We start from the raw sequence: 13,644 nt of genomic DNA on the forward strand, positions 1-13,644 counted from the left end.
GCAGCCGGCGCAGACTTGAACGGCCGCGCGCCCGGCATTGGGCGTCGGTAGGATCCCGATGGTTGCGGGTCTTGGGCTACTGCATACTTTCCCCGATAACAGCAAGCGGGGGCGGGCAGTGATCAAACCGGAATTGCCGAGCAACGAAGCCGAGCGGCTGGCCGTCTTGCGTCAGTACGAGGTGCTGGATTCGCCAGCCGAAAGTGCATTCGACGATCTGGCCATGATCGCCTCCACGCTGTGCGAGACGCAGATGGCGGCCGTGGTGTTGGTGGACCAATACCGCCAGTGGTTCAAGTCCGCGCATAATGCGCCGCGTGGTGAAGCGCCGCGCGATATCTCGTTCTGTGCGCATGCGATTCTGCGCCCGGACGAAGTGCCGATGGTCGAGGACACCTTGCTCGACCCGCGCTTCCACGACAATCCGATGGTCACCGGCAGCGCCGGCGTGCGTTTCTATGCCGGTGCGCCGCTGGTGACCAGGGAAGGCATGGCGCTGGGTTCGTTGTGCGTGTTCGACCAGACCCCGGCACATTTGCGCGACGAGCAGCGCGAAGCCCTGCAGGCCTTATCGCGGCAGGCCTCGCATTTGCTGGAACTGCGTCTGGCCGGCAAGCGGCTACGCCAGCAACTGCACGAGCGCGATTGGTACGAAGGGCAGATGGCTGGCTATTACGCGGCGATGGATGCGGTGAACGCCGATCTGGTCGAGCAAACCCGCACCGATCCAATGACCGGCTTGCCCAACCGGCGCGCGTTTGCAGTGGCATCGGCGGCAGCCACCGAACAGACGCGGGCGGCAGATCAGCCGTTGTCGGTGGCGCTGCTGGATGTCGATCATTTCAAGATCGTCAACGACGTGCATGGGCACGACCAGGGCGATATGGTGTTGCGCGAACTGTCGACGTTGCTGCGCGCGCATGTCGCCGGTGCCGGCACGATCGCACGTTATGGCGGTGAGGAATTCGTGCTGCTGTTGCCTAACGCGGATCTGCTGCAGGCACGCGTGCAATGCAGAGTATCTGCGGCAGAGCGTAGCGGTGATGACGATCGCGTTGCCGGTGACGGTGAGCATTGGCGTGGCCACGTTGCATCCGCAAGAGAGTGTGGAGGCGGTGATCAAGCGCGTCGATCAGGCCTTGTATGCGGCCAAGCGCGGTGGGCGGGATCAGATGGTGGCGTTGGCGTAGGTGCCGGGCTGGTTTGCAGTGATTGGCAACGATTGCGCAGCTGCCTGGCGCGCACGGTTGCTGCGTGATGCTGCAAGTGTGCTATTCGACCACTACGGTGCTCTGCGTTGTGCACAACCCAGCTGACGCATGACGCTAGGTGTGTAATCCGCGCTTGGGGGCACGCGTGCCTGCGTGCGCCAGATTGATTGGCCGCCGCCGGATCCAAAACCGCACAGCCGGAAAGCGGTGGTGACCGAGGTCACTGCTGCACAAGGATGTTGCGCATTTATGTTGCGCACGCCCTCCGACGTGCGTGCGGCCGATCTGTTGTTTACTCGACGATGTTTTTTGCCTCGGCGGTGCCGAGCAGTTCCGGGTGCACCACTTTGCGCCGGCGTTCGAGTACCGGATGCAGAAATACCGCGCCTAGAATGATCGTCACGCCGAGATAGAACTGCAATGTCAGTTCGCGTTGCTCGCCGAGCAATGCAATGGCCAGAACGATGGCGTAGACCGGCTCGAGATTGGTCACCAACTGCACCGAGTAGGCGCTGAGATGGCGCAGCGCCACTAGTGCCAATGCAAATGGCAACAAGGTGCAGGCCAGCGACAGCAGCAGCAACAATGCGCTGTCATGCAGGCTGGGAATGATCAACAGATCGCCATGCAACGACGGCAACAGCAACGGCATCGCCGGTGCGAGCAGGGTCAAGGTCAGCGTGCCGGCGCCGAGTTCCAACGCGGTGACGGTGAGCGGATCGGCATGCGCCACCATGCGTTTATTCAGTGAGCCGAACAGCCCGACGAAGACCGCCGAAATCGCACCGACCACCACGCCGGCGCGCATGCCGTCCGGCACCCCGCCGACCACCAGCGCCACGCCGGGCAACACCGCCAGCCCGAACAGCAATTCGCGCGGACGGAACGGTCGCTGCGTCACCCACGGCTCGATCACTGCAGTGAACACCGGCGCCAATGCAATGCAGGTCGCCGCCACCGAGGCATTGGCCAGCTTGATCGCGCCGTAGAAGGTCAGCCAGTGCAATGCCACCAACGCGCCGATGCCGCAATAACCCAGCACCACCTGCCCGGACAAACCACGTAAGCCGCGCCACACCCGCGGCAACAACGCCAGCGCCACCACCACGATCAACATGCGCCACCACACCAGCGGCAACGCCTGCAGCGTGATCAGCTTGCCCAGGATCGCGGTGATGCCCCAGAGCAGGACGCAGAAATGGATTTGCAGTTGCGCCTTGCGCAGAACGGTCGTGGGCATGCGCCATTGTCGCTGAAAAGCCGCTGACGATTCGCGCTTCAAACGCCCCTTTCCCGCCTGGACCTCGGTCCCCTTCATAGGAAGATGGGGTGAGTTGAGGGGGACGGTGGTCAGCATTCTTGACTCCGCCTGATCGTTATCCGGCGCTATGCACCACCTTGCTAGCGCGAACTCAACCCCTGCAACAATGCCATCGCCGCTGCCGGATTACGCTCTTTCGCGGCACTGATGAAGAATACAAATACCTCGCGCGGCGTCCTTGCAACTCGCGTTGCCGCGTCCACATGCGGAAGGTCAGCCGGGTCCTCGCCGCGCCGCCAGGCCTGGATACGCTCGGCCCAGCGTGCCAGTGCTGGCGCCGGGTAACCCGCATGTAGTTGTGCCTGGCTGCGCATCAAACGTGCATAGACAACGTCGGTGGAAAGATCGGCAAAAGATGGATGCTCCTCCGAATCGGTGAAGACCGTAGCCACGCCGTGGCGGCGCACCATCGCAACTAGCGAGGCATCCATTGCATCGTGGTCGCGAATTTCCAACACATGGCGCAGCGCACGATGGCCCGCCCGCCTGGGCAGCAGCGATAAGAACCCATCCAGGTCGTCGGTCTGCAGTCGATGCCCTTGCTCGAATTGCCACACCAACGGCCCCAGGGTCTGGCCGAGCTCGACAATGCCGCCGATAAAGTCCTCTACCTGCGTCTTGGTGCCGGCCAGCTTGCGCGACTGGGTGATGCGGCGCGGGGCCTTTGCCGAGAACACGAATCCAGGAGGTACTTCATCGCGCCACTTCGCGTAAGTCGCTGGTTTCTGCGCACCATAATACGTTCCGTTGATCTCGATAGCGGTGACGTGGCGGCTTGCGTATTCCAGCTCCCGGCGCTGCACCAGACCTTCTGGATAGAACATGCCCGCGCGCCAAGGCGCATACACCCAACCGCCGATGCCGACGTGGATGCCATCGAGCGCGGGCGGGGTGGAAGCGAAAAGATCAATCATGGCAATGAGACTCGCTGGCAGGGGCGGGGCGCACCATTGCGCTTCATCTCCGGCTGATTTCAACTGGTTAACGCCGATCATAGCCTCGCCGGTTTGTGCGGCGACCCCTGATACGGCGATGTGGTGATCCGCCAGGAACGCAAGCGCCTGCGCTTGCAGTTTTCCAAGACCGCCCAATTGCTTGGCACGATGGAGCATTGGCAACACGATACCTTCATCGTGCGCTGGGACGACCGTTCGTTGAATGCCGATGCTTTCGTCAATTTCGTGCTGACCCGGGACGGTGCGGTCGGCGAGATGCGCACGGAGTCGCTCTCGCCGCTTACCGATTTGAACTTCGATTTTTCAGGACCCGGTGTTAGCGACGGCAGCAGTAGGGCAGCCCGCGCAGACGTGATGCGTCATTGAACGCTGCGGCAGGCCATGGTCACTGCACGCAGCGTGCAGTGGCTGGCAACACCGGCGTATCGTCCAGCGCGATCGGCAACGGACGGCCCGGCGTTGGGTCGCCAGCTGCGCCGTAACCGCACGCGGCAGGGATGCGCTGATCACTGCGGGCACATGGGCAACCGAGCTCAGCGCGCATGCACCGAGCCGGCCTAGCCACCGGCGCCGTCGACCCACCGTCACCGTCGAATGCCTGCATGCCAGCTGCACGATGGCTATCGTCCACCGGCACGGCTCGTTATGATCCGCGCACTTCTCAGGGATGTTGCCGAACGCATGACTACTGCGCAGATGTCGGTGTACTTTTTTTTGCAGGCTGCAGCCATCCTGCTGGTTTGCCGGCTGCTAGGCATGCTGGCCAAGCGCATTGGGCAGCCGCAGGTAGTTGGTGAGATGATCGCCGGCGTGATGCTGGGGCCTTCGTTGTTCGGCCTGCTGCTGCCGCAGTGGCAGGCATCGCTGTTCCCCAAGCAGACCATGGATATGCTGTACGTGTTCGCGCAGTTCGGCGTGGGCCTGTACATGTTTCTGGTCGGCACCGATTTCCGGGGCGACCACTTCCGCGCGCGTTATCGCAGTGCGATGAGCGTGTCGCTGGCCGGGATCGCGGTGCCGTTCGCGTTGGCATTTGCCTTGTGTCCGTGGCTGATCGACGTGGATGGCCTGTTCTCGGAAAAAGCCAAGCTCATGGAAGCGTCGCTGTTTTTGGGTGCAGCGATCGCCATCACTGCGTTCCCGATGCTGGCGCGCATCATCCACGAGCGCGGTCTGACCAATAGCCCGCTGGGGACGCTGGCGTTGACTGCTGGTGCGTTCGACGATGCGGCGGCATGGTGCATTCTGGCTGTGGTATTGGCCAGCTCCGGCGGCAGTTGGGGCACCGCCTATCTGGCCATCGGCGGTGGCGTCGGCTACGCATTGTTTATGATCTTTGTCGGCCGCCATTTGCTGCGCCGTCTGGCCAACTACGTCGTCCCGGACCAGCCGCTGAGCAACAGCGTATTGGCGGTGATCCTGATACTGTTCTGCCTCAGCGCATGGGCAATGGATGCGATCGGTATCCATGCAGTGTTCGGCGGCTTCCTGCTCGGTGTTTGCCTGCCCAGGGGCGCGTTGACCGAAAAGCTGCGCGAGATGATGCAGCCGTTTGTGGTGGTGTTGTTGCTGCCGCTGTTCTTCACCTATTCGGGTCTGAAGACCCAGCTCAGCGTGCTGCTGCAGCCGCAGATCATGCTGGCCGGCGTGGCGATTCTGGCCGCATCGTTTATCGGCAAGGGCGTGGCGTGCTGGGCCGCGGCGCGTGCTACCGGCGAGAACAATCGCGATGCGATGGCGATTGGTTCGCTGATGAATGCACGCGGTTTGATGGAGCTGATCATCATCAATATCGGCTTGCAGGCCGGTGTGATCGCCCAAGGCCTGTTCTCGGTGCTGGTGCTGATGGCGATCCTGTCCACGCTGATGGCTACGCCGCTGTTCAACTGGATCATGCGTCGCCACGCCAACGTGACCGACGCGGTGCCGAGTCTGCAGCAGCGTTGACTATATATGCAGCTGATTCGGTAGCGAGGCCAAGCGTGATCTGCACGCTGCTGCCGTCGCGGCGGGCTTCGATCTCCAGCATCTTGCCAGCTGCGGCATAACGCAGTGCATTGTCGATCAGGATCGACAACACCTGGCCCAGGTGATATCGATCGGCGCGCACACGCAGCGCAGGATTGCGGTGGATTGTTGACGGCCATCTTGCTTGCAGCTCGCGGATTGTCGGGCCCGCCCATTCCACGGGCTCGGCGACGAGCTCATGCAGATCGAATCTTTCGGGTTCCAGCCCCAACTCGCCGGCGCGCGCGAGCGATACCAAGTGCAGATCGCCGATCGGGCGATTGATCTGTTCCAGCTGACGATGCACCAGCCGCAGCTGCTCGGGCTCACGCGGAAAAACCTCGTCCGGCATCCTCGCACATGGCCCATCGCCGCGTTGAGTGGCTTGCACAGTTCATGCGCCAGCATCGCGCTGGATTGGCGCAGTTCGCGTTGGTATTGCTGCAATCTGCCGCTCATGGCGTTGAAATTGCCCGCGAGTGCAGTGGGTTCGTCCGGTGCGTCGGCGACCACGTGCGCGCGTGCACCAAAGTCGCCGTCGCTGACCCGATGCGCTGCAGATGCGACCTGCGAAAACTGCCGCGACAATGGGCGTGACGCGAACAGGCCGCACAGCAAGGATGACTGGGACGAAGACGGCCATCATGGCGCCCAACATCCACCAGTGGAGGTTGGCGGGTCCGGGTGGCGTGCGTTGGATGCGCAGCTGTTGTTGCAGCGGCCGGGTATCCGGCAGGCCGAGTGGAAGTTACGCGCGGCCAATGCCGATATCGGCGCGGCGCGTACGGCGTTTTTTCCGCCGATCACCCTGCGCAGCAACGAGGGAACCGCCAGCGACGGATTGAACGGTTGGTTTTCCGCAGTGCACATGCCACGCGCTTGCTCACGCGGGTATTTGGCGCCGACGCCACTGCGGCTTGACGCCCGATCGGCTAGCCTGACCTCCCGGTTTTCCCAAAGTGTCTGCAATGTTCCGCTGGTTCGAATCCCTGATCGATATCTTTCCGCCGATCGAGCAGGAAATGCCGCCACGTAGCGTGTGGAGGTTCTATCTATATTACCTGCGGCCGCTGTGGCCGATCCTGCTGGCCACACTGGTCGCCGGGCTGCTGCTGGCCTTGGTGGAAGTGGCGGTGTTCGACTTCCTCGGCCGCATCGTGGACATGCTGGCCGAGCGACCGGGGCCGGAGTTCTTCCGTCGCCATGCCAGCGAACTGGTGTGGATGGCGCTGATCACCCTGGTGGCGCGACCAGTGTTTACCGGTCTGCACAATCTGCTGGTCAATCAGGCGATCGTGCCGGGCTTGAGCAACCGCTCGCGTTGGCTGATGCACAACTACGTGGTGCGCCAGAGTCTGGGCTTTTTCAACAACGATTTTGCCGGGCGCATCGCCAACCGTGTGATGCAGACCGGCACGTCGCTGCGCGAATCGGCGGTGCAGATGGTCGATGCGCTCTGGTACATCGTGGTCTACACCGGTAGCGCCCTGTGGTTGTTCGCACAGGCCGACCCATGGTTGATGGCGCCGCTGTTGATCTGGCTGGTGGTGTATGTCGGGCTGATGGTGTTCTTCGTGCCGCGCATGAAGGTGCGCGCGTGGATCGCATCGGATGCGCGCTCCAAGGTGACCGGCCGCATCGTCGACGGCTACACCAATATCTCAACGCTCAAGCTGTTTGCCCATGCCGGTCGCGAGGAAGTCTACGTGCGCGATGCGCTCGACGAGCTGGCGGTCAAGCATCGCGGGCAGACGCGCGTGACCACCGCGATGGACACCGCCATTGCGGTGGCCAACGGCTTCCTGATCGTGGGAACCTGCGGACTGGCGTTGTGGCTGTGGAGCCGTGGCCAGATCAGCGTGGGCGCGATCACGCTGGCGACCGGGTTGGTCATCCGCATCCACAACATGTCCGGCTGGATCATGTGGACGGTCAACGGTATCTTCGAAGACATCGGCAGCGTGCAGGACGGCATGCAGACCATCTCGCAGCCGGTGCAGGTACAAGACGCGCCGAATGCGGTGCCGTTGCAGGTGACGCAAGGGCAGGTGCGGTTCGAGCACATCCATTTCCATTACGGCAAATGCGGTGGCGTGATTGCCGGGATGGATCTGCAGGTGCGTGCAGGCGAGAAGATCGGCCTGGTCGGGCCATCGGGTGCGGGCAAATCGACGCTGGTCAATGTGATGTTGCGGCTATACGACCTGGAGCAGGGGCGCATCCTGATCGATGGGCAGGACATTGCGCTGGTCACGCAGGAGAGCTTGCGCGGGCAGATCGGCTTGGTGACGCAGGACACCTCGCTATTGCATCGTTCGATCCGCGACAACCTGCTGTATGGGCGGACGCAGGCCACCGATGCGCAGATGTTGGAGGCCGTGTGCAAGGCGCGTGCCGACAGCTTTATCGACACGCTGGTGGATGGCGAAGGGCGGCGCGGTTTCGATGCGTATGTGGGCGAGCGCGGGGTAAAGCTGTCTGGTGGTCAGCGTCAGCGCATTGCGATTGCGCGCGTCTTGCTCAAGGACGCACCGATTTTGATTCTGGACGAAGCCACATCGGCGCTAGATTCTGAAGTGGAAGCAGCGATCCAGGACAGCTTGGATGCCTTGATGGGCAACAAGACCGTCATCGCGATCGCTCACCGCCTCTCGACTATCGCGCGCATGGATCGGCTGGTGGTGATGGACGCCGGACGCATCGTCGAAACCGGCACGCATGCGGAACTGATCGCGCAGGCTGGATTATATGCGCGCCTTTGGGCGCGGCAGACCGGTGGGTTTGTTGCGGCAGATGGGTGATCTTGTGCGGCAATCAATACGCTGCTGTGGAGCTCTTCTATCTTTTCTGAAAATGTGCCAGCAGTCCTTGTTCTCACAATTTTCGCTATATAATTTATAAAATTCTTGACAGGAAGGCTATAGATGAAATCCTGTCGGTTAGGATATCTGCGAACTATTAATGTAACTGCGGTGTTAAGAGCGTCTAACAAAACCCCTTGAATCTTGTCTCGCCGGTGGCAAAATTGCGGACATGACACGTCGCAAAGAGATCCCCATTGCGCTGTGGAAGCGCATCGAGCCGCTGATTCCGCAAGTGAAGCGTTCGCCCAAAGGTGGACGGCCGCGTATCAGTGATCAGCAAGCCCTCAACGGCATCGTCTATGTCCTGCGCACGGGCGTGCCGTGGGAAGACCTGCCTATGGAGCTGGGTACGGCAGCGGCATGACCTGCTGGCGCCGGCCTGCGTGATTGGCAGGCCGCCGGTGTGTGGCATCGTCTGCATCAGGTGTTGCTGGCCGAGCGACGTCGCGCTCAGACGCTGGACCTGAGCCGAGCTGGTCTGGACGCCGCTAGCGTAGCCTCCCCCCGGGGGGCCCATATACCGTGCCGAACCCGACCGATCGCGGCAAACTCGGCAGCAAACGGCATCTGATCGTCGATCGCAACGGCATCCCCTTGGCGGTGTGCGTCACCGGCGCCAATCGGCACGACTCGGTCGTGTTCGAGGAGTTGATCGACGCCTTGCCGCCAATTGGTGGCAAACCAGGGCGCCCGCGACGTTGGCCAGACAAATTGCACGCCGACAAGGCTTACGACATCGACCGCTGTCGCGCCTTCCTCAAGCAGCGCGGCATCATTGCGCGGATCGCACGCAAGGGGATCGCGCGCAACGACCGGTTGGGCCGCCATCGCTGGGTCGTCGAGCGCACCCATGCCTGGTTCGCAGGCATGGGCAAACTGCGCATCCGCTTTGAACGCCGCATCGATCTCCACTTGGCGTTGCTCTCGCTTGCTTGCTCCATCATCTGCTTACGGCTTCTTCCTGGGTTTTGTTAGCCGCTCTTATTCGACTGGCTGATCCAGCATCAACTCACGCGCAAAACGCACCGGCGGGGCGCCGTACGACAGCATCTGGTCGTGATACGCCTTCAGGTTGAACTTGTCGCCGAGCTTGTCCTGCATCGCTTTACGCGTATCCAGATGTTCCTGCACGCCGACGAAATACGTCGGCAGCTGTGCGGACGACAACTGCGCACGCACCCATTTGCCCGAGGCTTCGCTTTCCTGCTGGAAGGTGTCGTGGGTCATCAGGTGCATCGCTTTGTCGCGATCCCAGCCGTCCACATGTACGCCCTGGTCGAGGATGGCGTTGGCAATGGTGCGCAGATAGAACTTGAGCTGCACCAGATGGAACAGCGGGTCGTTATCCAGATATCCCTGCTCTTGCATCATACGTTCGGTGTACACCGCCCACCCTTCGGCGAACATGCCCGACCGCAGTACCGCGCGCAGCGTTGAAGGAAATTTGGCCGAGTGCCAGCCTTCCAGGTAGTGGCCCGGGGTGCCCTCGTGGATGCTGAGCAGATGGATCATGCGGCTGTTGTATTCGCGCAGGAACGAATCGACCTGCTTGTCGTTCCAGTCGTCGGGAATCGGCGACACCGCGTAGAAGGTCTTCAGATTCTTGTCGAGCGGGCCGGGCGAATCGCAATACGCCACTGCCACGCCGCGCTGAAATTCCGGCATCACAATGATCTCCACCAGCGAATCGGGCAGCGTCATCAAATCCTTCTGGCGTACGAACTCGGTGGATTGCGCCAGTGCCGCCTTGGCAGCGTCCGCCACCTTGTCGCGTGCAGGCTTGTCGGCATAGGCAAGCTCAAGCGCCGCTTCGATGGCGGCCTGCTGCTGGGCGTCGTTGGGCGAAGCGGGCAGTTTCGGTGCGCCGGGCGTGTCCTTGAGCACGGTGCGCGCGATGGCGTACATCTCGCCGCGCACGCGCTTGAGTTCGGACTCGGCGCGCTGCTTGATGTCGGCACGCGACAGCGACGATAGCAGCGCGAATTTCAGCTTCTGATCGTATTTTTCCGCACCGACGCGGAAGTCACCCTTGGCATTTGGCACCAGCACGGTGTCCAGCCAGGTCTGTTGCTCGGCCACAGCCTTGTGCAGATTGTCGATGGCTGCCTGCGCGCGCGCTGCTTCGATCAGGCCGAGCTGGCTGATGTTGGGCGCGATGAAGGTATCGACGATGCTGAGGATGCCTTTGTTCTGCTTGGCCACCGTCTCGGCATGTATCTTCGGCACGCGAGCTGGGTCCAGATTCTCGCGTGCCTGCGCAAAGATGCTCGGGATCTTCTCCATGCGCTGAGTTGCCGAGGCAAGGCGCTCGGACAACGGTGCGAACTCGCGCGCCATCAAGCTATACAGCGCGCCGCCGGCCAGGCTGTTGTAGACCTGTGGGTCCCAGGCCCAGCTTTGCAGGACTTCGGTGTTCCAGATTTCCGATTGCAGCTGGTTGCGCAGGATCGCCGCATCGACCTGGTTCTCGCGCGCGAGCTTGGCGACCTCGATCGCATTCAGTTCGGTAAGCAGTTTCTTGTTGGCATCCAGGCTGCGCTGGCGACCGGTGGCGCTCAGGTCATCGATCTGCGCGTCGAAGCGGTGATCGCCGGTCTGGGTGGCAGTGACCGGCGACAGCTGCATCCAGGTGTCGAGCGCGCGCGTGGAAAACGCCGCAAAGCGCGCGTCCGGGGTCTGCGCTTCCTGGGCGCCAGCGGCATCGGTGGTGCCGACACGCGGCGGTTCGGGCTGCTGCTGGCAGGCACTGAGACCGGCGAGCAGGGCGAGGACAAGCAGGCGTTGACGCATCGTAGATCCTGATGGAAGCAAACCGCCAGCATAGGCAACTGTGCGGTGGTACGCATCCGCCACTGGTTTACCCTGCCATCGAGTGGCTGCGCTCGTGGTCAGGCGAGCGCGGCCGGTGCTTGTTGCGGCATCGGTCATTCGTATACTCCAGCTCCTGAGCGTGCCGTCCATATCCATCCCGCAACCGTTCGCGACATCTTGTCAGCCACCCTTTGTTAGGTGCTGCGTGTTGTTCGGGGAATGCGTGTTGCAAGCGATGGAACACGCCTGCCGCCTGCCTAGCGCAGGCGGCAGGCCATTGAACTCAGGCACATCTACCGGAAGCCGCCTGCGCATCTCTTCGCGGTGTCATCGAGCGCGAGGCCTGCTCAGCCTTCGTCGACTTCGTATTCCACAAAAACATCCAACTGCAACGCTAATTCCTGTACGGCATTGCGCACTTTCTGAGCGGTGGCTTCGTTGCCGGCTTCCACCTCGAACTCGTGGCTGCCCGGACCCTCATCGTCGGACAGGCCGGCCGAGCTGGAGTCGCCGTCGTCCAGATGCGGCATCAGGTCATCGACTTCTTCCACATGCTCGATGCCGTCGATGCTCTGCAGCAGATTGGCGATGGCACGCGCGTCGTCGTCGGTGCCCGTGATACGCATGCGAAGAATAGGCATGGCAATGTCCTGATGGTGGAACGTAAAGCCTAGGTATCGATAAGACAAAACGAGGTGATGGTGCGCACCCGATGTCTCGCTTGCCGGCAACGCAACCAACTCCGCAGGCAGCGCCGGCATCGGGGTGCGCTCGTCCGGCGCCTCGCGCTTGAGCCAGTCGATAAACGCGCTTGCTACTGAGCTGGGCGCGCGGTGGCTGGGATGCACGGTGTAGTAGACATCGCGTGCCTTGAGCGTTGGCCCGGGCAAACGTACCGGTTCGTAGCGTTGCATCGAGGCATAAGAGTGGCTAACAAAACGACTGCGCTTACCGCCAGGCGGGCGCGGCCATTGCTCGGAATGGGCATGTGCCACGCGTACACTGCGGTTGCTCCGCGCCGTCCGCACCCACCTGGCAACTGCTCGCCACGTTGTGTTAGCCACTCCAAGTGAGATGTGTGGCTCGCCCCCATCGTCGACCCTGGACAATGCTGCTGGCCGCTGTGCTGATCTTGGCTAGCGTGGCTTTCAGTCAGTACCCATGCTGCTGTCAATGCGCCGGTGGCGCACGCACCGGCAGCGGCACATTGCACAGATCGATATGCCCGGCCGGGCGCTTGTAGAAATCGTCCTTGCGGTTGCGGCGCGCTTCGGCCACATCACGGAAAGTCGGGCTTTCGGTGCGCAGCAGCTGCAGTGGTGTGCGCTCGGGCACCGGCACTTCGCTGGCCAATCGAATCGAGCGGATCGGCGTGCGTTGCGCGGGGTCTTCGTAGAAGCCCATCGGATCCTGCCCGCGCGGAGTCACGCTGAGCAATTCCATACCCTTGACCACGCGCCCGACCACGGTGATGTTGCGATCCAGCTGGCGCGGCGACTGCCCGGTGACCACATACAACTCGGTGCCGATGCTGCTGTCTTCGGCGTTCTGGCGGGCCGCACCCAGGGTGCTGTAGCAATGCGCAAGCCAGGTCTTGCCGGTGACATTGTCGCGCCCCACCGGGAAGCCATCGACGAAGCCCACCTGCGGCGCCCAGCCATCGCTATCGGGCAGGCGCTGGAAATCCAGGCCTTGCGATGCGCGTTCGAATTCGGCCGCCAGATGTGTCTTCGCTGAGCCCAGCGACTTGGCCTTGGCCGGCGTTTCGCCATCGGGGTCGCCGAACTGCACCACGAAGTTGTCCTGCGAGCGATAGATGCTCAGCCCATCCCAGAAACGCTCGTGCGCCAGCGTGCGGATGTTGCCCACATGTTCGGGCGCGAACTGCGGCGCCAGCTCGATGACCACCCGTCCGCCGTCGAGCTCCATGTAAAGCGTGCGGCCTGGGTCGAGCACGCGCCATGCGCTGGCCGGCGAGCTGTCCAGTATCTGTTGTGGGCTGCGATAGGCCGAGTAGGCGGCAGCGGGTAACACCAGGGCGAGCAGGCAGGCGGAAGCAACAGTGCGCAGAAGCATGAACACAGCCAGCGTAGGAGGCGCCCGATTCTTGCCGACCACGCGCCCGGACGCAAAGCATGCTCGCCACATGGCACGACGCCGACGCAATGCGTCGGCGTCGTGCGGTCAGTCGGCTACCTGCCGCAGCTGCGCATTTACGAGTTGTTGCGCACGTGCGGGCTGGTGTGATGGTCGGTGACGCTGTGGTTGGTGCGGAACAGCGGGACCAACTGCCACAGCGCGGAGATGCCGACCAGCGTATAGACTACACGCGACAACGGGGCGTCCTGTCCGCCGAACAACGAGGCCACCAGATCTAACTGGAACAGGCCGACCAAGCCCCAGTTCAATCCACCGACGATAAGAAGCACCAGAGTGATGAGGTTGATCGCTTTCATGAAATCATTCCATATGGG

General features: G+C 62.3%; 9 protein-coding genes, 1 other RNA gene and 6 pseudogenes. 7 read left to right on the top strand and 9 right to left on the bottom strand.

All coding sequences use genetic code 11. The features are described 5' to 3' along the window. The first annotated feature begins 58 nt into the window (after window positions 1–58). Window positions 59–1,190: pseudogene (locus PD885_RS06480) on the top strand (GGDEF domain-containing protein). A 313-nt stretch (window positions 1,191–1,503) separates the two neighbouring features. Here PD885_RS06480 and PD885_RS06485 read toward each other — a convergent pair. Both PD885_RS06485 and PD885_RS06490 read right to left on the bottom strand, forming a co-directional pair. Then, a complete protein-coding gene (locus tag PD885_RS06485; RefSeq protein ID WP_002802835.1) occupies window positions 1,504–2,451 on the bottom strand; it encodes a DMT family transporter in 948 nt (315 codons plus the stop codon). Window positions 2,452–2,612: 161 nt separating this feature from the next. Continuing rightward, entirely contained in the window at window positions 2,613–3,446 is an 834-nt protein-coding gene (locus tag PD885_RS06490) for a DUF72 domain-containing protein (protein ID WP_002802837.1), read from the bottom strand. 111 nt (window positions 3,447–3,557) lie between these two features. Here PD885_RS06490 and PD885_RS06495 point away from each other — a divergent pair. Further along, a pseudogene (locus PD885_RS06495) lies at window positions 3,558–3,854 on the top strand (DUF3471 domain-containing protein); the annotation flags it as partial. 19 nt (window positions 3,855–3,873) lie between these two features. Here PD885_RS06495 and PD885_RS21370 read toward each other — a convergent pair. Further along, a complete protein-coding gene (locus PD885_RS21370) occupies window positions 3,874–4,032 on the bottom strand; it encodes a hypothetical protein (protein ID WP_156775363.1) in 159 nt (52 codons plus the stop codon). Window positions 4,033–4,169: 137 nt separating this feature from the next. Here PD885_RS21370 and PD885_RS06500 point away from each other — a divergent pair, with 137 nt between their 5' ends. After that, window positions 4,170–5,435: a cation:proton antiporter gene (locus PD885_RS06500; protein ID WP_002802841.1), complete on the top strand. Its 1,266-nt coding sequence runs from the start codon at window positions 4,170–4,172 to the stop codon at window positions 5,433–5,435. Window positions 5,436–5,463: 28 nt separating this feature from the next. Here the strand turns inward: PD885_RS06500 and PD885_RS06505 are convergent. Then, a pseudogene (locus PD885_RS06505) lies at window positions 5,464–6,180 on the bottom strand (sensor histidine kinase); the annotation flags it as partial. On the opposite strand from PD885_RS06505, the pseudogene PD885_RS22585 reads away from it, so the two are divergent. From PD885_RS22585 to PD885_RS06520, 3 genes and pseudogenes are all read left to right on the top strand, one after another. Further along, a pseudogene (locus PD885_RS22585) lies at window positions 6,175–6,363 on the top strand (TolC family protein); the annotation flags it as partial. The pseudogenes PD885_RS06505 and PD885_RS22585 sit on opposite strands and share 6 nt — an antisense overlap. A gap of 100 nt (window positions 6,364–6,463) precedes the next feature. Then, entirely contained in the window at window positions 6,464–8,296 is a 1,833-nt protein-coding gene (locus tag PD885_RS06515; RefSeq protein WP_088056715.1) for an ABC transporter ATP-binding protein, read from the top strand. A 232-nt stretch (window positions 8,297–8,528) separates the two neighbouring features. Beyond that, window positions 8,529–9,334 (top strand): annotated as a pseudogene (locus PD885_RS06520) (IS5 family transposase). Window positions 9,335–9,340: 6 nt separating this feature from the next. On the opposite strand, the gene PD885_RS06525 reads toward PD885_RS06520, so the two are convergent. From PD885_RS06525 to PD885_RS06535, 3 genes and pseudogenes are all read right to left on the bottom strand, one after another. Further along, window positions 9,341–11,149, bottom strand: a complete 1,809-nt coding sequence (locus PD885_RS06525; RefSeq protein ID WP_002802851.1) for a DUF885 domain-containing protein — start codon at window positions 11,147–11,149, stop codon at window positions 9,341–9,343. 368 nt (window positions 11,150–11,517) lie between these two features. Continuing rightward, the gene (locus PD885_RS06530; protein WP_002802852.1) at window positions 11,518–11,811 is read right to left on the bottom strand and encodes a hypothetical protein; all 294 of its coding nucleotides are present in this window, start codon (window positions 11,809–11,811) and stop codon (window positions 11,518–11,520) included. A gap of 75 nt (window positions 11,812–11,886) precedes the next feature. Then, a pseudogene (locus PD885_RS06535) lies at window positions 11,887–12,084 on the bottom strand (LysR substrate-binding domain-containing protein); the annotation flags it as partial. 72 nt (window positions 12,085–12,156) lie between these two features. Here PD885_RS06535 and PD885_RS06540 point away from each other — a divergent pair. Continuing rightward, a non-coding RNA gene (locus PD885_RS06540) (sX9 sRNA) lies at window positions 12,157–12,232 on the top strand. A 108-nt stretch (window positions 12,233–12,340) separates the two neighbouring features. Here PD885_RS06540 and PD885_RS06545 read toward each other — a convergent pair. Together PD885_RS06545 and PD885_RS06550 are read right to left on the bottom strand one after the other, a co-directional pair. After that, entirely contained in the window at window positions 12,341–13,246 is a 906-nt protein-coding gene (locus tag PD885_RS06545; protein WP_002802853.1) for a peptidylprolyl isomerase, read from the bottom strand. 137 nt (window positions 13,247–13,383) lie between these two features. Beyond that, window positions 13,384–13,626, bottom strand: a complete 243-nt coding sequence (locus PD885_RS06550) for a DUF378 domain-containing protein (protein ID WP_002802854.1) — start codon at window positions 13,624–13,626, stop codon at window positions 13,384–13,386. Between the last annotated feature and the right edge of the window lie 18 nt (window positions 13,627–13,644).

The sequence above is a fragment of the Xanthomonas fragariae genome (assembly GCF_900183975.1).
GTDB lineage: Bacteria > Pseudomonadota > Gammaproteobacteria > Xanthomonadales > Xanthomonadaceae > Xanthomonas > Xanthomonas fragariae.